The 21356-nt window shown below is 74.9% G+C and carries 15 protein-coding genes, 1 tRNA gene and 1 pseudogene; 8 read left to right on the forward strand and 9 right to left on the reverse strand.

All coding sequences use genetic code 11. The annotated features are described in order from the left end of the window. The 6 genes from IH00_RS39035 to IH00_RS0124340 all read right to left on the reverse strand — a co-directional run. On the reverse strand, positions 1-2663 hold a 2663-nt coding region (locus IH00_RS39035; protein ID WP_158827920.1), incomplete at its 3' end, for an AMP-binding protein. Beyond that, positions 2660-7225 (reverse strand): non-ribosomal peptide synthetase, encoded by a 4566-nt coding sequence (locus IH00_RS45095; RefSeq protein ID WP_052411603.1) that lies wholly within the window; start codon positions 7223-7225, stop codon positions 2660-2662. The genes IH00_RS45095 and IH00_RS39035, both read right to left, overlap by 4 nt. Next, on the reverse strand, positions 7225-8544 hold the full coding sequence (locus tag IH00_RS0124325) for a MupA/Atu3671 family FMN-dependent luciferase-like monooxygenase (protein WP_052411604.1): 1320 nt from the start codon (positions 8542-8544) through the stop codon (positions 7225-7227). The genes IH00_RS45095 and IH00_RS0124325 overlap by 1 nt, the downstream gene beginning before the upstream one ends. Then, entirely contained in the window at positions 8535-12239 is a 3705-nt protein-coding gene (locus tag IH00_RS37655; RefSeq protein ID WP_039947361.1) for a non-ribosomal peptide synthetase, read from the reverse strand. The genes IH00_RS0124325 and IH00_RS37655 overlap by 10 nt, the downstream gene beginning before the upstream one ends. A 1-nt stretch (position 12240) precedes the next feature. Further along, positions 12241-12456, reverse strand: a complete 216-nt coding sequence (locus IH00_RS0124335) for an MbtH family protein (protein ID WP_031077035.1) — start codon at positions 12454-12456, stop codon at positions 12241-12243. Next, a complete protein-coding gene (locus IH00_RS0124340) occupies positions 12453-13766 on the reverse strand; it encodes an MFS transporter (RefSeq protein ID WP_031077037.1) in 1314 nt (437 codons plus the stop codon). Before IH00_RS0124340 ends, IH00_RS0124335 begins: the two co-directional genes overlap by 4 nt. A gap of 155 nt (positions 13767-13921) precedes the next feature. Between IH00_RS0124340 and IH00_RS37660 the strand changes: the two genes are divergently transcribed. From IH00_RS37660 to IH00_RS0124360, 5 genes are all read left to right on the forward strand, one after another. Beyond that, entirely contained in the window at positions 13922-14689 is a 768-nt protein-coding gene (locus tag IH00_RS37660; RefSeq protein WP_039947362.1) for a thioesterase II family protein, read from the forward strand. Further along, complete coding sequence (locus IH00_RS0124345; protein ID WP_039947363.1) at positions 14689-15525, forward strand: metallophosphoesterase family protein; 837 nt, start codon at positions 14689-14691, stop codon at positions 15523-15525. Before IH00_RS37660 ends, IH00_RS0124345 begins: the two co-directional genes overlap by 1 nt. After that, a complete protein-coding gene (locus IH00_RS0124350) occupies positions 15522-16160 on the forward strand; it encodes a 4'-phosphopantetheinyl transferase family protein (protein WP_031077039.1) in 639 nt (212 codons plus the stop codon). The genes IH00_RS0124345 and IH00_RS0124350 overlap by 4 nt, the downstream gene beginning before the upstream one ends. Before the next feature lie 51 nt (positions 16161-16211). Then, a complete protein-coding gene (locus IH00_RS0124355) occupies positions 16212-16943 on the forward strand; it encodes a DUF7873 family protein (protein ID WP_031077041.1) in 732 nt (243 codons plus the stop codon). Positions 16944-17463: 520 nt separating this feature from the next. After that, positions 17464-18006 (forward strand): hypothetical protein, encoded by a 543-nt coding sequence (locus tag IH00_RS0124360; RefSeq protein WP_039947364.1) that lies wholly within the window; start codon positions 17464-17466, stop codon positions 18004-18006. A 138-nt stretch (positions 18007-18144) separates the two neighbouring features. On the opposite strand, the gene IH00_RS0124365 is transcribed toward IH00_RS0124360, so the two are convergent. Further along, entirely contained in the window at positions 18145-18558 is a 414-nt protein-coding gene (locus tag IH00_RS0124365) for a PIN domain-containing protein (protein WP_031077043.1), read from the reverse strand. After that, positions 18555-18818 (reverse strand): magnesium transporter CorA family protein, encoded by a 264-nt coding sequence (locus IH00_RS0124370; protein WP_031077044.1) that lies wholly within the window; start codon positions 18816-18818, stop codon positions 18555-18557. Before IH00_RS0124370 ends, IH00_RS0124365 begins: the two co-directional genes overlap by 4 nt. 720 nt (positions 18819-19538) lie before the next feature. On the opposite strand from IH00_RS0124370, the pseudogene IH00_RS43450 reads away from it, so the two are divergent. Both IH00_RS43450 and IH00_RS0124380 read left to right on the forward strand, forming a co-directional pair. Then, a pseudogene (locus IH00_RS43450) lies at positions 19539-19691 on the forward strand (site-specific integrase); the annotation flags it as partial. 243 nt (positions 19692-19934) lie between these two features. Further along, complete coding sequence (locus tag IH00_RS0124380) at positions 19935-20231, forward strand: GYD domain-containing protein (RefSeq protein WP_031077045.1); 297 nt, start codon at positions 19935-19937, stop codon at positions 20229-20231. Between the two features lie 249 nt (positions 20232-20480). Here IH00_RS0124380 and IH00_RS0124385 read toward each other — a convergent pair. After that, a tRNA-Arg gene (locus tag IH00_RS0124385) sits at positions 20481-20552 on the reverse strand. 110 nt (positions 20553-20662) lie between these two features. Here IH00_RS0124385 and IH00_RS0124390 point away from each other — a divergent pair. After that, entirely contained in the window at positions 20663-21148 is a 486-nt protein-coding gene (locus tag IH00_RS0124390; RefSeq protein WP_234334941.1) for a response regulator, read from the forward strand. Positions 21149-21356: the final 208 nt, after the last annotated feature.

Genomic DNA, 21356 nt, shown 5'->3' on the forward strand with positions numbered 1-21356 from the left:
GGCCCGTAGGGGTCGGCGACGAACCGCTCGGCGGTCGCGCCCGGCCGGTTCAGGTAGCCGCGGGCGAGGCCCGGTCCGGCGACGTGGAGCTCACCCGTCGTGCCGTCGGGGACGGGGCGCAGCGAGGCGTCGAGGACGTACGCGCCGGTGCGGTCGAGGGGCCGCCCGATGCCCTCGGACCCGGCGGTGGCGAACACGGTGGTCTCGGTGGGCCCGTAGCCGATGACAACGCGGGTGCCAGGGCACGCGGCCCGCACGCGCCGCACCGCGTCCTCCGCCACGAGGTCCCCGCCGGTCCACACCTCCCGCAGCCCCGCCGGCGCGCCGGGCGCGAGGTCCGCGACGAGCCGGAACAGCTCGGCTGTCAGCCACAGTGCGGTGACACCCCCCTCGCGCAGGACCCGCTCCAGCAGCCCGGGCGTGAGCCGCCCGGGCGGGGCGACGACGACGGTCCCGCCGCCCAGCAGCGGCACCCACACCTCGTACGTCGCCGCGTCGAAGGTGTGCGCGCTATGGAACAGCACGCACCGGTGCGCCCCGCCCGCGAAGCGCCGGTCCGCCGCGAGGTCCACGATCCCGCGGTGCGTGACGACGACACCCTTGGGCTCACCGGTGGACCCGGAGGTGAACATCACACACGCGGCGTCGTCCGCACCGGCGGCCCCCGCGGGGGTGCTGCCGCAACCTGCGGGGCGCTCCGGGGCGAACCCGGCTCCGGAGGGGTCCGCTACCGGAGGGGACGTGTCCGTGCGGTGGTGCTCCCCGGGGCCGGTTGCGGAGGGGTCCGCTACCGGAGGGGACGTGTCCGTGCGGTGGTGCTCCCCGGGGCCGGTTGCGGAGGGGTCCGTCGCCGGGGCGGGGGTGCTCGCGACGCCGCGGTGCTCCGCGTCCGCCGGGGGCCCCGGGGGGACCGCCCCGGGGGAGCGGCCCGTCGCGCCGTGGGGCGGCGTTTCGCGGGCCTCCAGCGGGAGCCGTGTCACGCCCGGCGGCAGCCACGCGGCCGCCTCCGCCGTCACGGCGAACCGCACGCCCGCCGCGCCGATCAGGCGGGACAGGTGCGCGACCGGCTGCGCCGGGTCCAGGGGGAGGTACGCCGCCCCGGCCGTCAGCACCGCCAGCTGGGCGGCCACCAGCGGCACCGAGCGCGGGAGCAGCAGGGCCACCGTGTCGCCCCGCCGCACGCCCGCGGCGGTCAGACGGGCCGCCAGGGCGGCGGCGCCGGCCCGCAGCTCCGCATACGTCACCGCCCGGTCCGCCGAGCGGACCGCCACCGCGTCCGGGGTGCGGGACGCCTGGTACGCGAAGCGCTCCGGGACCGTCGCCGGACCCGGCAGCGCGCCGCCGGCCGGGCGGTCCGGGCCCGTGGACGCCGCGAGCAGCGCGGCCCGTTCGGCCGGCGGCAGCACGTCCAGCCGGCCCACCGGGCGGCCCGGGTCGCCGGCCAGCTCCTCCAGCGCCCGCTCCAGACGCGCCGCCACCGCGCCGGGCGCGATGCCCCGGCGGCAGGACACCCGCAGCAGCATGCGCTCACCGGCGACGACCGCCACGGTCACCGGGTAGTGCGTGGCGTCGTGCGCCTCCACCAGCCGCACGGCGGCCGTGTCCGCCTCCTGCGGGCGCGGATAGTTCTCGAAGGCCAGCACCGTGTCGAAGAGGTCCCCCGCCCCCGCCGCCCGCTGGACCCGGGCCAGCGGCACGTGGTGGTACGGCGCCAGCCGCAGCTGCTCGTCCTGGAGGCGGCGCAGCAGCGCGCCCACCGGCTCCCGCCCGTCCAGCCGCACCCGTACCGGCAGGGTGTTGACGAACAGGCCCACCATCCCCGCCACACCGGGGAGGTCGTGCGGCCGGCCCGAGACGACCGCCCCGAACACCACGTCACGCCCCCCGCCCGTCATGCGGCTCAGCACAAGAGCCCACGCCGCCTGCACCACGGTGTTCACGGTGACCCCGCAGTCGGCCGCCCGCCGCGCCAGCGCCGCACCGAGGCCGGCGGAGAGGGTCAGATCGTGCACGGCCGCGTCGAAGGGCCCGGACGCGGACAGCAGCGGGGGCCGCTCCAGTCCCGCCAGCGCCTTGCGCCACGCCTCCTCGGCGGCTCCCGCGTCCTGCCGCCGCAACCACGCCAGATAGTCCCGGTACGGCACCGGCGGCGGCAGCGCCCCGCCCGTGCACAGCGCCGCCAGGTCCCGCGCCAGCACCGGCAGCGACCAGCCGTCCAGCAGGATGTGATGGAACGTCAGCACCAGGTCGCGCTCCGCCACCAGCGCGGCCCGCAGCAGCGGCGGGCGCGTGACGTCGAAGGGCCGCTCCCGCTCCTGCTCCATCACCTCCCGTACGTCACCGGCGGCGACCTCCCGCCAGCCGGCCGCCGCCTCGCGCGGAATGAGCTGCACCGGCCGGTCCAGCCGCTCGTGCCGGAAGCACGCCCGCAGGTTCGGGTGCCGCTCCAGCAGGGCCCGCAGCCCGTCGCGCACGGCCCGGGCCGGCACCGCGACCCGGAAGCGGGCCTGCACGACGTACGGATCCGCCCCCTCCGCGCCGTCGCGCACCGCGTGGAAGTACAGGCCCTCCTGCGCGGGCGCCAGCGGCAGCACGTCCGCGATGCGGCCGCCCCCCGGTGCCGCCGGCGCGGCCCCCGAGGCGGTGCGGGGTGCCCCGCTCACCAGTCGCCCTCCAGCATCGCCAGCTGCTCCTGCGACAGGTCCACCAGGTCGAAGTCCGACGCGGTGTGGCCGCCCGCGCCCTCGTGCCCGGTGTGCGCGACCAGCACCCCGACGGCCGCCCGCCACAGCTCCGCGAGCCGCCGCACCCGCTCCTCGTCCAGTACGCCCCCGGCGTACGACCACCCGGCCACCAGGCCCTCGTCCCCCACCACCGCGTCGATCTCCAGCGCGTGCCCCAGCGGCACCGCGCCCGCCGCCGCGCCGAGGAGCTCGCCGCCCCCGGCGTCACCGGCGGCCAGCCGCCCCAGATAGTTGAAGCGCACGTCGGGCACGGGCAGCGCGGCCAGCTTCGGGGCCGTGTCCGGGTTCAGGTACCGCAGCAGACCCCACCCGAGGCCCCCGTCCGGCACCGCCCGCAGCTGCTCCTTGACCCGCTTGAGCGCCTCGCCCGGCGCCGCGGCGGACGGCTCCCAGAAGGCGTCACCGCCCGCCTGCCCGGCGTCCAGCCGGACCGGGTACTGCGTGGTGAACCAGCCGACGGTCCGGGACACGTCCACGTCCCGGGCGAGGAACTCCCGCCCGTGGCCCTCCAGATGCACCAGCAGACCGGAGCCCGCTCCCCGCCACCGCTCCACCGCCGCGGTCAGCGCGGTGAGCAGCACCGCGTCCGTACCGCAGTGGAACGCCGCCGGAACGGTGCCGAGCACCGCCTCCGTCACCTCCGCGGGCAGCGTGACGGTGACCGTGCGGCGCTCCGCCCCGGCCCCGCGCCCGCCCGCGACCCGCGCGTCCGGGCCGGCCAGCGCCCGCTCCCACCACGCGGGTTCGGCGTCCACGCGCTCCGGCCGCGCCGCCTCCTGCCGCAGCAGCCCGGCCCACCGGCGAAACGGCGTGCCGCCGGGCGCCGGTACGGGCCCGCCCGCCAGCGCGGCCGCCAGCTCCGGCCCCAGCACCCGCCAGGACACCCCGTCCACGGCGAGGTGGTGCACGGTCACCAGCAGCCGCCCGTCCTCCAGGACCGCCCGCAGCATCCCGCCCCGCGACGGGTCGAGCCGCGGATCCGCCGGCGCGGAGCGCAGCACCTCCGCCACCACGTCCCCGGCGGGCCGGACCTCCAGCTCGTCGCCGGTGAGCCGCATCCGCAGCGCGCCGTGCCGGTCCACCAGCCCCTGCACGGCCGCCGTCACCCGCTCGAACGGCGTCCCGTCCGGGACGGGGAACGCCATCGACTGCGTGAACGCCGCCGGATCGCCGCCCTGTTCGCGCCACCAGTGCATGATCGGCGTGAGCGGCAGGCACCCCGAGTCCGCCCCGGCACCGGACGCCCCGGCGCCGGCCGCCGCGGCACCTGCTGCCTCCGGTGCCACGGCCGACGCCACCCGCGCCAGCCCCGCGGGCGTCCGCGCCGTGAACACGTCCCGCGGCGTCAGCGACAGCCCCGCCTCGGTCAGTGCCCGCCCGGCCAGCTGGATCGCCATGATGCTGTCGCCGCCGCGCCGGAAGAAGTCGTCGTCCGCACCGACCGGCGCGACCCCCAGGACGTCGGCGAACAACCCGCACAGCACCTCCTCCCGCCCGCTCGCCGGCGCCCGGCCCGAGCCGGGAGCCGCACCCGCGGGGTCGGGCAGGGCCGCCCGGTCCACCTTGCCGCCGGGGCCCAGCGGCAGCGCGTCCAGCACCACCATGTCGGAGGGCACCATGTGCGCGGGCAGCCGCCGCGCCGCGTGCGCGATCAGCTCCCCGGCGTCCGCCGGGCCCTCCAGCACGACGTACCCGAGCAGCCGGCCGCCCCGTACGACCACCACCGCCTGCCGGACACGGGGATGCCCGGCCAGGACCGCGGCCACCTCCCCCGGCTCCACCCGGAAGCCGCGCACCTGCACCTGGTCGTCCGCGCGGCCCAGGAAGTCCAGCGACCCGTCCTCCCGCCACCGCGCCAGATCGCCGGTGCGGTACATGCGGGCGCCCGGCGGCCCGTACGGGTCGGCGACGAACCGCCCGGCCGTCGCCCCGGGCCGGTTCAGGTAGCCCAGCGCGAGCCCGTCGCCCGCCAGGTACAGCTCGCCGCGCACCCCGGCCGGCACCGGCCGCAACCGCGCGTCCAGGACGTACGCCCGCGTGCCGGCCACCGGCGTGCCGATCGTCGTCACCCCGGCGGAACCGGCTCCCGGCGCACCGGCGCCGTCCGGCGCGAGCGGCCCCGACGCGGTGGTCGCGACCGTCGACTCCGTCGGCCCGTAGGCGTTGTGGAACCGCCGCCCCCGCACCGCCCAGCGCGCCACCAGCTCCGGCGGGCACGCCTCCGCGCCCACCGCGACCACCCGCAGGTCCGGGAAATCACCCTCCGGCACGGTGGCCAGCACCGACGGCGGCAGCAGCGTGCACGTGACGCGCTCCGCGGCCAGGACGTCCCCGAGCGCGGCGCCCGCCAGCGGCACGGGCGGCGCGACGACCAGCGTGGCACCGGCCGCGAACGCCATCGCCGCCTCGCCGACCGAGATGTCGAAGGCCGGCGACCCCAGGTGCAGCACCCGGTCGGACGGGCCGAGCCCGAACCGCTCCGCCAGGCTGTGCCCGAGTGCCGCGATCCCGCGGTGCGGGACCACGACCCCCTTGGGCCGGCCGGTGGTCCCGGACGTATGGATGACGTACGCGGTGTCGTCCGGCCGCGCCGGCCGGCGCGCCGCGAGGGGCTCATGGGCGTACGCGGACCCGTCCAGCACCAGCCGCGGCACGTCGCCCGGCAGCCGCGCCCCGCCGGGAGCGGTCACCACCAGCACCGGCGCCGCGTCCCCCAGCACGTACGCGACGCGCTCGGCCGGATGGTCCGGGTCGACCGGCAGGTGCGCGGCGCCCGCCCGCTGCACCGCCAGCGCCGCCACCACCGCGTCGGGGGACCGCCCGAGCGCCACCGCCACCACCTGCCCGGGACCGGCACCGCGCGCCGCGAGCAGCCCGGCCAGCCGGTCCACCCGGTCCGCGAGCTCCGCGTACGACAGCGCGGGAGAACCGGCACCGGCCAGCGCCGGCGCACCGGGTGTCCGGGCCGCCCACCGCGCCACCAGGTCCGGCAGGGCGGCCGGCTCCGGCCCCGCGGGCCCCGCCGACGCGGCCAGCAGCCGCGCCCGCTCGCCCGCCGGCACCAGGTCGTGGCCGCCCACCGGAGCGTCCGGGTCCGCCGTGACGCGCCGCAGCAGCTCCACGTACGCCTCGGCCCAGCGCGCCACGGCCGCGGGCGCGAACAGCTCGGTGCGCACCTCGAAACTGCCGGTCATGCCCCCGTCGGGGTCCTCGGCGTCCCGGACGATCCCGACCAGGTCGTGCTCACCGCCGGTGTGGATCCGCTCCGGCACGGCGAAATCCCGCAGCGCCCGCACACTGCGCTGCTGCGCCAGGTGCATGAACACCCACTGGAACAGCGGTGACCGCCCCGCGCTGCGCTCCGGCGCCGCCGCCGAGACGATCCGCCCCACGGGCACGTCGGCGTTCGCCATCACGTCCGGGAAGTCGGCCACGAACCGCCCGAGCACCTGCCCGAACGACTCCTCGGGCCGGATCCGCCACCGCGTCGGCACCGCGTTCATCACGTACCCGATGACCCGCTCCAGGCCCTTGGCGGCCCGGTTCGCGGTCGGTGTGCCGAGCACCAGGTCCCCGGCGCCGGACAACCGGTGCGCGAGCACCGCGAAGGCGGCCATCAGCACCACGTACACCGAGGCGCCCCGCTCCCGGGCCAGCGCCCGCACCGCCCGCGCCGTCGCCGGGTCGACCAGGAACGGCACCTGCGCGATCCCCGGCTCCGCCGACGGGGCCCCGGGCACGGTCAGCGGCCCCGGCGGCCGGCCGAGGTACCGCCGCCAGAAGTCCAGCCGCGCCTCGAAGACACCGGCGGCCTCCAGCTCGCCCTGCCAGGCGGCGAAGTCCGCGTACTGCACCCGCGGCCGCGCCGTCCGGGGCGCGACGCCGTCCCGCACCGCCCGGTACGCCTCGGCGAACTCGCTCTGCAGCACGTCGAAGGACCACCAGTCGGTGATGATGTGGTGCAGGCTCAGCATCAGCGTCGAGCGCTCCTCGTCCACCGTGACGAACCGGGCCCGCACCAGCCGGTCCCGCGCCAGGTCGAACGGCCGCCGCCGGAACGCCTCGAACGCCTCCGCCACACCGCGGCCCGTCCCCCGCAGGTCCTCCCGCTCCAGCGCGAACGGCCCCTCGTCCGGGAAGTCCAGCCACAGGTCCCCGGCCCGCCCGCGGATCCGGGCCCGCAGGATGTCGTGGTGCTCCTGCACGACGGTCAGCGCCGCCGCCAGGTGCCCCGGATCCACGGGCCCCTCGAAGTGGTAGGCCGAGCAGAGGTTCAGCGCGGGCGTCCCCGGATACAGCGAGTCGTACACCCACAGGTCCTCCTGCGCGGGACCGAGCCGCACCGGCCCGTCGGTGTCCCGGACGGGTACGACGGCGGGCACGCTCCCCGCCCGGCCCGCCTCCACCAGGCGGCGCATGAACCGTACGCGCTGCTCGGAGCTGAGCGCGCCGAACCGGTCGGCGGGCGACAAACCGGCCATCAGAGGCCCTCCCGGAGTGCGGCCAGCCGGTGCAGCCCGGCCAGTACGTCGTCGCGGCCGAGGCCGAAGTCGATGAAGCAGGCCACCTCGTCGGCGCCGAGGTCGCGCAGGTCGGCGAGCATGGTGCGGCAGGTCTCCGCCGAACCGAGCAGCGACCCCCAGGTGAGGTAGCGGCGGTACGCGAACTCGGCGAGCATCGCGGTCTGTTCGCCGGTCAGCGCGGCGGTGCGGTCGTCGGCGGACCGGTTGGCGGAGGTCTGGCGCACGTACGAGCGCAGGTACGCCTTCAGGGGCCCGGCCACCAGGCGCCGCGCGTGCTCGTCGTCCTCGCCGACGAAGGTGTGCGCCATGAGCGTGACCCGGCCGTGCGGCCCGGTGCCCCCCTGCTCGGGTGCCGCGGCGCAGGCGGCACGGTACCGGGCGATCTTCCCGGCGAGCTCCTCGCGGCTCTGCCCGACGGTGGCGGCGAGCACCCCGGCGCGCAGCCGCCCGGCGGCCTCCCACGTCTCCGGGCTGCCGGAGGTGGTCAGCCACAGCGGCAGCACCGGCTGCACGGGCCGGGGCATGGGCCGCACCGCCACCGGCTGCCCGGTGCCGTCCGCGTACTCCACCGCCTCACCCGCCCACAGCCGGCGCAGCACCGGCACGTCGCGCAGCATGCGCGCCCGGCGGTCGGCGTACGCGCCGGGGGAGACGGCGAAGTCGGCGGAGTGCCAGCCGGTGGCGACGGACAGCCCGACGCGGCCGTGCGACAGGTTGTCCACGACCGCCCAGTCCTCGGCGACCCGCAGCGGATGGTGCAGCGGCAGGACGACGCTCCCGGCCCGGATCGCGATCCGCTCGGTCGCGACGGCCAGCGCGGCACTGAGCACCGGCGGGCTCGGGAACACCTGCCCCACCTGCTGGAAGTGCCGCTCGGGCGTCCACACGGCGTGGAACCCGAGCCGGTCGGCGGCACGCGCGACGGCGAGGATGTCCTCGTACGCCCCCGCGTGCCCCCCGAATCCGCCGCCGGAGCGGGCCACGGGGGAGGAGCCGTCGGCCGTGCGTGTCCGCGTGCTGCTGTTCGTGCCCGCGCCGGTGCTGGTGCCGGTGCCGGCGCTGGGGCCTGCGCCCAGCCCTGCCTTCGTGCGCGCGCCCGCTGCGGCGCCCGCGCCCGGGGCTCCGTTCAAGCCCGCGCCTGTGCCGGTGCCCGCGCCGGCACCTGCCGTGCGGCCGCCACTGCCGGAACCTCCGCCGCCCGCAGCGGAATCGCCGCCCGCGGGCGACGCCGCCGCGCCCGCCGCGTCCGCGCCGAAGAACATCACGCTCAGGTCCACGGCTCCTCCTGCCGCTGCCGGGGCACCCGCGGCCGCCGGGGGATCGGTGCCGGGCCGTCCGCGGGGGCGGCCGCCTCCAGGGCGGCGGCGAGCGCGGCCACGGTCGGCGCCTGGAAGATCTGCGCCGCGGTGACGGCGCCGCCCGCCCCGTCGCCGGTCAGCCGCGCGGCGACACGCACCGCCCGCAGGGAGTTGCCCCCCAGGGCGAAGAAGTCGTCGTGGAGCCCGACCTCCGCCACCCCGAGGACGTCCCGCCACACGGACGCGATCCGCCGCACGGTCCCGCTGTCCGGGCTCGCGCCCCGCACGTCGGGGACGCCCTCCGCCGCGGTCGCCGCCCCGGCCCGCCGGGGCAGGGCGGGCAGCCCCGGCTCCGAGACCCGGACGTCCGGGTCCGCGGCCGCGCTCCGCAGCATGCGGACGAACGCGTCGGCGAGCCACTCCGCCGTCTCCCGGCCCAGCGCGGCCGCGCGGTACTCGAGGGTGATCGCCAGCCCCTCGGGCGCACCGGACGACGCGTAGTGGTCGGTCACGTCGACCAGGAGCCCGAAGCGCGCCGATCCCGTGCGGACCACCTCGACGGAGGCGTCCACCCCCGGCAGGTCCACCTCCGCGCGGGCGTTGTTCTGCAGGGCCAGCACCACGTCCGTGAACGGCTGCCGCCCCGGCCGCCGCACCGGGTTGAGAGCGTCGACGACCTCCTCGAACGGCACGTCCTGGTGCGCGAGCGCCGACAGGTCGGTGTCCCGTACGCGCACCAGCAGCTCCCGCAGCGTCGGGTCGCCGGAGGCGTCGGCCCGCAGCACCAGCAGGTTGACGAAGAAGCCGACCACGTCGTCCACGGTCCCGTCGGTCCCGCGCCCCGCGACCGGCGCGGCGACCGCCGTGTCGTCCCCCGCCCCGGCGCGGGCGAGGACGGCGGCCAGCGCCGCGTGCAGCACCATGAAGAGCGTCGCCCCGTGTTCCCGGCCCAGCGCGACCAGCCGCTCGTGCGCCCCCGCGTCCAGGGCCCGCACCACCGTGCCGGCGTCCGCCCGCCCGGAGTCGTCCGCGCGCCAGGGAAGTTCCGGCGCCCTCACCCCGTCCAGCGCCTTGCGCCAGTGGGCGAGCCCGCCGTCCGGCAGGCCGCCCGCCCGCTCCCGCCGGCGCCGCGCGTGCTCGGCGTACCCGACCGGGAGCGGGGGCAGCGCCTTGCCCGCGTACGCCCGCGACAGGTCGCGGAACAGCGGCGGCAGCGACCAGCCGTCGGCGGCGATGTGGTGCATCACCAGCAGCAGGGCGTGCTCGTCCGGGCGCTCCCGCACGGTGAACAGCACGGCGTGCACGGGAAGTTCGGTGCCGAGGTCGAACCGGTACCGGGCCGCCTCGCCGATCCGCGCCTCCAGCTCCTCGCCCGGCACGACCCGGTGCGTGAACCGCGGCCGCGCCGCGTCCCCGGTCAGCACCCGCGGCACCGGCTCGCCGTCCACCGCGTCGAACACCGTCCGCAGGGCCTCGTGCCGCGCCACGACCACGCCGAGCGCGGCCTCCAGCGCGCCGGCGTCCACGGGGCCGCGCAGCCGGGCCAGCATGGGCATGGTGTACGCGACGCCCGCGTCGAGCTGGTCCAGGAACCACAGCCTGCGCTGGGCGTCCGACACGGCCGGACCGCTCTCCCCGTCACCCGCGCGCGCAGGACCCGCACCCGAGCCCGAACCCGAGCCCGAACCCGAACCCGCACCCGAGCCCGAACCCGAACCCGCACCCGAGCCCGAACCCGAACCCGCACCCGAGCCCGAACCCGAACCCGCACCCGAGCCCGAACCTGCATCCGAGCCCGTGTCCGGGGCCTCCCCGGCCGGTACGGCCACCGATGTCAGCCGGGACGCCAGCTTCGCCGGGGTCGGCGCCTCGAACAGGGTCCGTACGCCGACCTCGGCGCCCAGCACCGCGTGGATACGGCCCAGCAGGCGCGCGACCAGCAGCGAATGGCCGCCCAGCGCGAAGAAGTCGTCGTCGGCGCCGACGGACGGGACGCCCAGCACGTCGGCGAAGAGCGCGCACAGCGCCTGCTCGCGCTCGTCGCCCGGCCGGCGACCGCCGCCCGCGGGCCCCTCCGGCGCGGGCAGCGCCGCCCGGTCCAGCTTGCCGTTCGGCGTCAGCGGCAACGCGTCGAGCACCACGACCGCGTCCGGCACCAGATGGCGGGGCAGCACGCTCGCGGCGTACTCCCGTAACTCCGCCGCGACCGCCGTCCGTGTCCGCGCGGCCGCCTCCGTCCCGGCTTCCCTCCCGGCTTCCGTCCCGGCCCCCGTCCTCGTTTCCGCCCGCGCCTCCGTGTCGTGGGCGCCGTCGTCCCCCCGGCGCCCGACGACGTACGCGACGAGCTGCCGCTCACCGGTGGCGTCCTCGCGGGCGACGACGGCGACCCGCCCCACGCCCGGGCGGCGCCCCAGGACGGCCTCGACCTCGCCCGGCTCCACCCGGAAGCCCCGGATCTTGACCTGGGCGTCCGCGCGGCCCACGAATTCGAGCACCCCGTCCGCGCGGCGCCGCACCAGGTCGCCGGTGCGGTACATGCGGGTGCCCGCCGGACCGTACGGGTCGGCGGTGAACCGCTCCGCGCTCGCCCCCGGCCCGCCCGCGTAGCCGAGCGCCAGCCCGGCCCCCGCGGCGTACAGCTCCCCGACCGTGCCGTCCGGGACGGGCCGCAGCCGCGCGTCGAGGACGTACACCCGCTTGCCGTGCAGCGGCCGCCCGATGGGCACGCCCGCGGCACCGTCCCGCACGTCGGCGGCGGTGATCCGGTGCGTGGTGAGGAACACCATCCCCTCCACCGGCCCGTACCCGTTGCTCAGCCGCAGCCCGGGCCACCGCTCCAGCGCCCGCGCCACGTGTCCGGCCGACAGGGCCTCCCCGCCGACGAGGACCTCGCGCACACCGTCCAGCGCCCGCGGATACTCGTCCACGACCACGTTGAAGAGACCGGCGGACAGATACACCGAGGTGACGCCGTGCTCGGCGACGAGACGGCCCACCACCACCGGGTCGGGCCGCTGCCCCGGATGCAGGACGCAGGTCCCGCCGTTCAGCAGCGGCCCCCACAGCTCCAGCGCGAACGCGTCCCACGACACGGGCGCGGCCTGCAACCACACCGCCCCGGGACCGAAGGAGGCGAAGTCCTGGCCCGTCAGGGTGGCGGTGACGGCGTGGTGGGAGGCGACGATCCCCTTGGGCCGCCCGGTGGACCCGGAGGTGAACATCACGCACGCCGCGTCCCGGTCCGCGCGCCGCGGCTCCCCGCCGCCCGTGTCCGGGCCCCGCGCGGCCCCGCGTACGGCGGACGCACCGCCCGCCGCCACGTCGATGCGCGCGCCGTGCTCCCAGCGCGCCCCCGCCCCGTCGACGACCAGCCGCACCCCCGCGTCGGCGGCCATCGCGCGCAGCCGCACCGCCGGGAAGTCGGGGTCGAGCATCACGTACGCGGCGCCCGCCCGCAGCGTGCCCAGCAGGGCGACCACCATCGCGGCGGACCGCTCCAGGTATACGCCCACCCGCCCGCCCCGCGCCACCCCGCGGACGGCCAGCGCCCCCGCGAACCGGCCGGCGGCCTCGTCGAGCTGCCGGTACGTCAGCCGGTCGGCGCCGTGCACGAGCGCCACGGCACCGGGCGTGCGCCGCGCCTGCCGGGCGAACAGCTCGTCCAGACACGCCATGTCACGCGCCGCCGACGACGCCGGCCGGCCGTAAGTCGGTCCAGTGCGTCTCGACGTACGCGACGGCGTCCCGCCGGGGGCTCGCGCCGAGGGCGACGGTCCATCCGGCCGGCACGTCGATGCCGTCCGGCCACAGCGAGTGCTGCCCCTCGTCGTTGACGAGCACCAGGTACAGCCCGTCCTCGTCCTCGAACGGATTGGTGGGAACGTCGCTCATCCCTCTTCCCCCTTCGTCGGCTGCGCGTCGGGCAGCAGTACGTCGATGTCGCGCACGGAGCGCCGCGCGAGCCCCCACAGGGCCACGCCGATGCCGGAGAGCCCGGCGATGAGGAGCATCGCGGCCATGCCGCTGCCGGGGCCGTCCCCGAGGACCGGCCCGAGCACCACGAACACCCCGCTGCCGGAGGCCGCCTGCGGTTCGAAGACACGGTCGGCGAGCGGACCGGACACGGCGGTGGCCAGGGGTACGGAGATCTGGGAGAGGAACATGACAGCGCCGAAGACCCGGCCGTGCCACTCCTGCTCCACCTTGGTCTGGACGATCGACTGCATGGCCCCGTTGACCAGCGGCATGATCATCGCTCCCGCCAGGATGGCGGCGCACCACCCGACGACCCCGTCGGCCAGGGCCATCGCCACCTGGGCGGACAGGCACATGCCGATGATCCCGGCCATCATGCCGCGCCCCCGGTTGCGGGGCCCGCCCCACGCGGCCATGAGCAGACCGCCCGCGACGCCGCCGATCCCGATGGCGGTGTTGACGCTCGCCAGCGCCGCGGGATCGTTCCCGGTCCGGGCGAGCACCATGGGCTGCACGGCGGCGAACCCGAAGACCATCACCAGGTTCACCACGCAGAACGTCAGGATCAGATCGCGCAGGCCCGGCTTGTGGAACAGATGGGCCAGCCCCTCCCCGGCCTCCCGCAGGATCCGCTTGCGCGCCGCGGCGGGCGCGCGCCCCGCACCGTCCCCCGCGAACCGCACGACCCGGACGGCCACCAGGGCGAGCACGAAACTGACCAGGTCGGCGACGAGGATGAAGCCCACCCCGGACAGCGCCACCAGGACCCCGCCCAGCGCGGGACCGGCGACCTCGGCCGTGCTCTTGGCGCTCGCCAGCATCCCGTTGGCGCGCTGCAACTGGTCCGCGCGCACCAGCATCGGCACGGCCGACGCCATCGCGGGGAACTGGAAGGCCGCGGACACACCGAGCAGCGCGACGGCCGGGTACACCTGCCACGCCCGCAGCCCGCCGCCGGCGAAGTGCAGCGCGCACAGCGCGGCGACCACCAGGAGTCCGCCGGCATCGGCCAGCTGGAGCGCGGCCCGCTTGCTGCACCGGTCGATCAGCGCGCCCGCCACCGGGGAGAACAGCACCTGCGGCAGCAGCGCGCACAGCGAGAGCATGGTGACGGCGGTGGCCCGCTCACCCGCGGACCAGGCTTCGATGATGAAAGCGAACCGGAGCACGGAGTTGCCGACCAGCGACACCACCTGCCCGGCCCAGATGACCGAGAATCCCCCCATCCCTGCGAAGCGGCCAGGGCGGTGAGTTCGTGACTCGGAGCCGCCCTCCACACGTAAGGACCTGCGCACGGCTCGAACTTTCGCACAGGAGACCGACTCGATCAACCGTTCTTTGTAGGGTGATGGCACGTCAACACACCACGGGGGAAGAGGACATGGACAGTGACTGGTTCCATCGGTTCGCGCCGGCACCCGGCAGCGGACCACGGCTGTTCTGCTTTCCGCACGCGGGCGGCGCCGCCGTCGCCCACCGGGCGCTGAGCCTGCGGCTGGCCCCGGACGCCGACGTCCTGGTGGCCCAGTACCCGGGCCGTCACAGCCGCCGCGCCGAGCCGTCGCTGGACGACATCGGCCGCCTGGCGGACGCCCTGGCCGGCGCCCTGGGGCCGCTGTGCGACCGGCCCTTCGCCTTCTTCGGCCACAGCATGGGCGCCCTCGTCGCCTACGAGATCACCCGGGAGCTGGAGCGCCGGGGCATGACCGGCCCGCGCCACTTGTTCCTGTCCGGCCGGGCCGCACCGACACCGCACGGGAACGGCTTCGACCGGCTCACCACCGACGAGGAGATCATCGCGAGGATCCGCCTGCTCGGCGGCACGGTCGACGGGATCCTCGACAACACCGAGCTGATGGAGATCGTGATGCCACCCCTGCGCGCCGACTACCGGGCGCTCCGCTCCTACACCTGGCAGCCCGGCCCGCCGCTGCACACCCCGATGACCGTGCTCGTCGGCGACAGCGACCCGGTGGTCCCCGTCGAGTCCGCCGCCGCGTGGCGGGAGCTCACCACCGCCGGAGCCGCGCTGCACACCCTGCCCGGCGGGCACTTCTACCTCGACGAACGCACCGAGGAGGTGGCCGGCATCGTCCGCGCCACCCTCGGCTCCCTCGCCCTGTCCGGCCGCACCGTGGACGCCGTCTGATGGCGGGCGGCCGACTGCTGGCGGTCAGCGACCTGCACGTACGGTACGACGAGAACCGCAAGATCGTCGACGGGCTGCGGCCGCAGACGGACGACGACTGGCTGCTGGTGGCCGGCGACGTCAGCGAGACCGTCGAGGACATCGAATGGACGCTGCGCCTGCTGCGCGACCGGTTCGCGCACGTGGTGTGGGCGCCCGGCAACCACGAGCTGTGGACCACCCCCGGTGACCCCGTGCAACTCCGCGGCGAACAGCGCTACGCGCACCTCGTGGAGCTGTGCCGGGAACTGGGCGTCACCACGCCCGAGGACCCGTACCCGGTGTGGGAGGGCGAGGGCGGCCCCGTCGCGATCGCCCCGCTGTTCCTCCTGTACGACTACACCTTCCGCCCCGCCGGCGCGCGCACCCACCAGGAGGCCATGCGGCTCGCCGAGGACGCGGGCGTGGTCTGCACCGACGAGTTCTACCTGCACCCGGACCCGTACCCGAGCCGGCAGGCCTGGTGCCGCGCCCGCGTACGGGCGACCGAGGCCCGGCTCGCCGAGGTCCCGCCGGAGCTGCCGACCGTGCTGATCAACCACTTCCCGCTGGTGCGCGAACCCACCCGCGTCCTGCGCTACCCGGAGTTCGCCCTGTGGTGCGGCACCGAGGCCACCGAGGACTGGCCGGTACGGTTCCGGGCGGCGGCGGTCGTCTACGGCCACCTCCACATCCCGCGCCTGATCGTGCGGGACGGCGTCCCGCACCACGAGGTGTCGCTCGGCTACCCGCGCGAATGGACGTCCCGCTCCGCCGCTCCCACCCTGCCGGTACGCATCCTGGGGACCACACGATGATCGAAGAACTCCTCCCGCCCTCGGTCTCCGCGGTGGAATCCTTCGCCGACGACACCACCGACACCCTCTTCCCGGAGGAGGCCGCGCTGGTGGCCCGGGCGGTGGAGACCCGCCGCCGCGAGTTCGCCACGGTCCGCCGCTGCGCCCGCGAGGCCCTCGCCAAACTGGGCGCACCGGCCGCGCCGATCCTGCCCGACCCGAAGGGCGCCCCGGGGTGGCCGTCCGGCTTCATCGGGTCCATGACCCACTGCGCCGGCTACCGCGCGGCCGCCGTCGCCCCCGGCACCGCCCTCGCCGCCCTCGGCATCGACGCGGAACCCAACCTGCCCCTCCCCGACGACGGTGTGACGGCCCTGGTGACCCTCCCCGAGGAGCGCCCCCACCTGGCGGCCCTGGCGGCGCGGCATCCCGAGGTCAACTGGGACCGGCTGCTGTTCAGCGCCAAGGAGACCGTCTACAAGGTCTGGTACCCGCTGACGCGCCGCTGGCTCGACTTCCACGAGGCCACGATCACCATGGACCCCGCCTCCTCCACCTTCACGGCCCGCATCCTGGTCGACGCGCCCTTCACCACCCTCACGGGCAACTGGCTGTCCCGCGATGGCCTGCTGGTGACGGCGGCGACGAAAACCTGAGGCCGCAACGCACGGCAGTGCGATAACGTCCTGCCATACGAAGGGGGATTCGTGGCGAAGCTCAACCAGATCATCGCCGTGGAAAAGGGTGTCAAGAGCAAGTCGTTCCAGGACATCACCGCGGCCCACCACACCGTGCAGAAGCCCGCACTGCTGGCCGGCATCTCGCGTACGTACCAGCCGAAGGACGAGGAGGGCGAGCAGCTTCCGCCCGAGTCCACCCGGGTGCAGGTCAAGGCCGAGGACGTGCTGCGGGAGATGTCCGCGTCGCTGACCCGGCTGTTCGACGTGACCGCGACGAAGGACTGGGCCAACTGCTCGGCCCGCGCGGACGTGGTCGTCGACGGGCGGACCATCGTCGCCGAGGTCCCGGTGAGCTACCTGCTCTTCCTGGAGAAGCAGCTGACCGACCTGCACACCTTCGTGAAGAAGCTCCCGGTGCTGGACGCCGCCGAGTCCTGGTCGCTCGACCCGTCGACGGACTGGTGGAAGACGGACCCGGTCCGCACGATCCGCACGAAGAAGGTCCCGCGCAACCACGTGAAGGCGGAGGCGACCGACAAGCACCCGGCGCAGGTCGAGGTGTACTACGAGGACGTCCCGATCGGTTACTGGACGACGGTGAAGTTCTCGGGCGCCCTCCCGGCCCGGCGCGTCAACGAGCTGCTGGAGCGGGTGGAGAAGCTCCAGCAGGCGGTGAAGTTCGCCCGCGAGGAGGCCAACGGCACGGAGGTCACGGACCGCCGCGTCGGCGACGCGGTGTTCGGCTACCTGTTCGGCTGAGGCCCCAGGTGGCACCCACGATCGCCCCCGCGTGAGAGCGCGGGGGTGCGCAACAGGCGCGGCCCGGAATGAGGCCCGGGACCGCGTGATGGGCGCAAGCTGAAACTGACGTTCAGCCTGAAACGACGCGGCACAGGTGAAGGTTCGAGTCCTTCCCCCGGCACTCACGGGCCGGGGTGGCCCAACATGGCAGAGGCAACCGCGATCAATCTCAGACTCTCGCTCCAGTCTCAGCATCGCCACCGATCGCCAGATCGACCGAGGACGGACGAACGCCGCCGGATGCTGGTTCGACTCCGGCCTGCACCTCTCGCGGTGCGGTAGTTCAAAGGAAGAACACGACGGCCTGATGACTGATCCGTCCTCTTAAACGCCACTGGCGTGCACAACGGGTGGCATCCCCAGGGGCCCGGGAGCTGGATACGACTCCCGGGCTCCGCCACGCCCGCACAACCCCTTCCACATCACGTCGCGGACATGCCACTGTGTCCCCGACGTACCAGCCGTAGGGGGGATCGGCGTGTGGGAGCAGTTGCCCGCCCTGGCCGGCGTCCTCGTGGGAGCGGTCGGCTCCTACGTGGCGACCAGCCTCACGGAGCGGAGCCGGTGGCGCCGGGCCAAGGCCGAACGCTGGGACCAGAAACGCCTGGACACCTACGCGGCGTACGCGAACACCCTGAAGCACCAGATCAACCTCGCCCAGCGCATAGGCGCGGCACGGGGCTTCCAGCACGCGGTGGACCCCCTGCCCCCGGACGAGGGCATCCCCCAACTCGCCGAGGCCGAGGCGCGCCGCGCGGCGGAATGGGAATCGGTCCTGCTCGTCGGCGACGCCGAGACCATCGCCGCGGCCCGCACGTGGCACGAAGCGGTGTGGAACGTCGAGCTCTATGCCCGGGGCCTGAAGGACGACCCGGCCGGCTGGGAGAAGGCGGTCCGCCACATGAGCCAGGCCCGCGACGACTTCTACGCCCTGGCGCGCCGCGACCTGGGCATCACGGGCCCGCCACCCCCGTCGGGCAACTGGCCGCGGGTGTGGGAGCAGCGGGAGGGGGAGGGCTGAGAGCCGGCGGGGCGGCACGAGCTCAGCCAGACGACGCTGCCGCAGTGGGGACGGGCAACCGGCGACCGCCCATCGTGAGACGGACCGCACGGCCGTCGGCCCACGCATCGTGCCCTTGCTCCCAGGGAGACCCGCGTGTCACACCTTGATGACGGTGACACGTCCGCCGCACAGGGCGGCGAGGTCTTCGGGATCGGATGTGAGGACAGTGACCGGTCCTGGTGCGGCCAGGGCCGTAGCGGCGAGCATGGCGTCGATGGCGTACTTGTGGCCGTGCAGGCCGGCGTCGGCGAGAAGGGCAGCGGCGTGGCGGGCGATCGGTTCGGTGACCGGTTCGACGACCAGGCGGGAGAGGGTCCACTCAAGGGCCGGGCGGTTGATGCGCGGGTGGACCACCTCGACAAGGGTGGCCGATGAAGTGATCACGCGCAGGTCGTCCGCGCGGGCCAGAGCGAGCCAGCTGGTGACCGCTCGGTTGCGCAGAACGGCCTTGGCCAGCCCCTCGCTGTCGAGAACGAGGGTGCCACCCGGCACGGCGGGGGAGCGGCTCACGCTGCGCTGGCTCCGCCCTGTGTCTGCGCACGTCGTGCCTCCGCGAGCTGATCGCGCAGGGCCTGGACCTCATCGTCGGAGATGGGTCCGTGCTCGGCTTCGGCGACGCCGATGAGCTCGTTGAGGTTGTCCCGCTCGATCTGCCGGGCAACGGCCGCAGCGACGTACGCGGAAAGCCCGGAAGGCCCGCTGCGAGCCTTGGCGGCTTCGGCGATATCGCGCGGCATGGTGATCGAGTACTTGCCGGTAGGCTCACTCATGCGATCCATCCTACCTTTTATCCTCCCCCTAGGTAAGCAGCGTAACCGGAAGGACACAAGTGGACTCGGCGAGGACCTTCACGCCGGGGGAAATTGCGACCGGTGTCGGGGAAGGGCAGGGCGGACTCGAAGGAACGCCATGACAGCGCGGACTTACGGGCCGGCCCATGTGGCCCGCGCTCGGTGCGGCTCCGCGCCGACCCTTCTCCCCAGCGGGCAAGGCCACCCATTCGTCGCTTGTCGGGGACGACGTCGCGGGAAGGGTGCCAGGCACCAGCTTCCGGACGGGGCGGAGGCCTGGAGATGGAGAGCAAGATTCCTTGACGGGTGTGACCGCTCATCAAGTACCCCTCATGCCCGACCAGCGCCGGGCAACGACGAAGGGTCGGACTCAGTGAGGCCGGGACCGACCCAACGTTCTTGGCACTTCGTCAAGTCAGCAGGGAATCGCGCTGGCATATTGGATGGCCCCCGGCACCATTCGCACCTGCGCACACGGCTCCGGAGGGCGCTTCGTCCGTCGGCGTAAGGCCTGGTCGAGGTCGTGTGGTTCCTGCCCAGACCTCAGCCGGTCCACAGGTGGTCCACGGCTTCCGTCCGAGTCTTGCCCGTCCATAGGAGGCGTCGCAGACTGTCCTCCTCTGCCCCACGGCAGTGGGTAGCCTCGCGGCATGACGACCTGGACGACGTTGGCACACCTCCACCACTTCGAGCCATGTAACATGGCTCAACGCCGGTGTCGACCCCACCGAGGTGGCCGAGCGCGCCGGCAACAGCGTGGAGGTTTTGCTGACCCGCTATGCCAAGTGCCTCGACGGACGGCAAGACGTCGCCAACCGGCGTATTGAGGATCTGTTGCGCGAGTACGAGTGATCGCAGACGACGGTAGCCCCGATGCCCCCGGACTTGTTCCGGGGGCATCGGCATGCCTTGGCCGAGAGGGGCGTTCCTGTCCTCAGGAATTCCGCGCCGGTGGCTCCGGGGTGTATGTCGGGCCGGGCCATGAAGTAAGGCCGGCTTCCATCACTCGTTCAGAGGCGCCTCTCATGCGCATTACGCGCATGATGCCCAGAGTTGACCACGACAAGTTGCGTCTACTTACAGGGGTAAAGGATCATGCCGACGTTTGTTGCGCTGCTGAACTGGACCGACCAGGGAGTCCGCGGCTACAAGGACACCCCGCAACGCGCCGAAGCCTTCACGGCAGCGGCTCAGAAGCTCGGGGTGAAGGTCCTGAACCTCTTCTGGACCGTCGGCCCGTACGACATCGTGGCTGTCGTGGAGGCGCCCGACGACGAGACTGCCACCGCAGTACTCCTACAGGTCGGCGCGTTGGGCAACGTCCGTAGCACGACCCTGCGAGCCTTCGGCCGGGAGGAGATGGACCGCATCATCGCCAAAGCCACTGGCTGAGGGACTTCCCCGTCGAGGTTCTGTTGGTGCGAGTGACACGCTCAAGGCGGTACCGCCCAAGGCCCCTGGACCTGTCCGGGGCCTTGGGGGACCGGGTATGACCTGCGCTTACGTCCCAAGATCCCGTCCACGCCTCGTCCACAGACCCCGACATACGGCCGCTGCGGGCGGCACACGGCTGCAGATACGCGAAGACCCCGGCCTCAGCGTTTCCGCTGGTGACGGGGTCTTTGGGCACCTCATGCAGGGTGCCCCCGGCAGGATTCGAACCTGCGCACACGGCTCCGGAGGCCGTTGCTCTATCCCCTGAGCTACGGGGGCGTTCGCCGCGCTTGGCGGCGACGGGTAGAACCCTACCAGCTCCGGGGCGGTGCCTGTGAACAGGTATTTCCGGAGGGCGACACGCGCGCTGTCGCCCGTGCGGGGTGGAAGTGGGGAAAACCCGGACGCAGGGCCGGATCGCGACCTACTCTCGAGTTGTGTCAGGCGTCTCCGGCCGGGTGCTCGTCGTGGACGACAACAGAGTCATCCGGCAGCTGATCAGGGTCAATCTCGAGCTTGAGGGCTTCGAGGTCGTGACTGCGGCCGACGGTGCCGAGTGTCTGGAAGTCGTGCACCGCGTCTGCCCGGATGTCGTCACGCTCGATGTCGTCATGCCGCGCCTCGACGGACTGCGGACCGCCGCGCGGCTCCGTGAGGATCCCAGAACCGTCCACCTGCCGGTGGCGATCATCAGTGCCTGCACCCAGCAGGAGGTGGACGGCGGTCTCGCCGCCGGTGTGGACGCCTTCCTCGCGAAGCCCTTCGAGCCCAACGACCTCATCCGGGTCGTGCAGCAGCTCATGCACCAGGAGCCGCCGCAACCGCCCCTCGACGGCCGGCGCGGCGCCGGGCGGGCCGGCAGCACCTGGAGCTGAGCCAGAGGACCCGGCACCGCGGAGTCCCGTTTCGTGTCGTCAGGCCGCGCCCCGGCGCACCCGTCCGCCGCGCCGCCCGCGCCCAGCGCCGCCCGTCCCGACCGGAACCGCCGCCTCTTGCAGCACCTCGCCCCTCCCGGACCGGCGTGCCGCCACCGCGGGAGCCCGCCCAGCCGCGCCCCGCCCAGCCCTCGCCCCCAGCCCCAGC

Origin of the sequence: Streptomyces sp. NRRL S-118, from assembly GCF_000716335.1 — a bacterium.
Lineage (GTDB): Bacteria > Actinomycetota > Actinomycetes > Streptomycetales > Streptomycetaceae > Streptomyces.